Genomic DNA, 712 nt, shown 5'->3' on the forward strand with positions numbered 1-712 from the left:
GTCTTCGACGATGATCTGCATATCGCGGACGATCTGCCCTATGAGCACGCCATCGCGCCATTCTTCGACAATAAAAGCGACATTGTAATAACCCTTAGTGACGGGTGCGTCCCATACCAGGTCGCCAGTGATGCGGTCGAGGCTGAAAGTGGCCGGAGAGGCGCCTGCTTCTGTGCGGCCGGGTGCGCCGATCTGGTTGGGGTCAACATATTGTAAATTGATACCTGCGCCATTGACGCCACTCCTTTGCGGGATAAACAACCGGTAGGCGAGGCTGTCGCCGTCTGCGTCAAAGGCATTGGGGTTATGGATGTACCGCTGTCCCACCGCAGCCAGGTCAATGGGCGCATTCAGCAAGACGGGCGTTTGATTAGGTCCAAAGCTGGCATTGATTTCCAGGATGGTGCTGACGTAAAAGTTCAGGAGCTGGGTCGGTGGAGGCCCGATGTTTAGGATATTGTTGTTGCGGTTATCCTCTTCAAAGGAGATTCGATACGCGGCGGCTGACGGGAAAGTATAGTTGATAATGTAGGTATTACGGGTGGTATTGTTGCCGATATCGGGGGGATTTCTTTCAACACGCGGAGCTTTTAAAATTACAGGCTCCCCACTGGAATTGACATTCCCGATTGTAAAAGTGACATCATTTTGTGCGATAGCCGCGTCCCGACCATTTTGGATATCAAAATAAGCGGTCAGTTTGATTTCGTAA

At 51.7% G+C, this 712-nt stretch carries 1 pseudogene; it reads right to left on the bottom strand.

Annotated elements, in window-relative coordinates:
• Positions 1–712: pseudogene (locus AC1XUF_RS32055) on the bottom strand (gliding motility-associated C-terminal domain-containing protein); the annotation flags it as partial.

This window comes from Dyadobacter sp. HNCC25DJ185 (assembly GCF_056895195.1).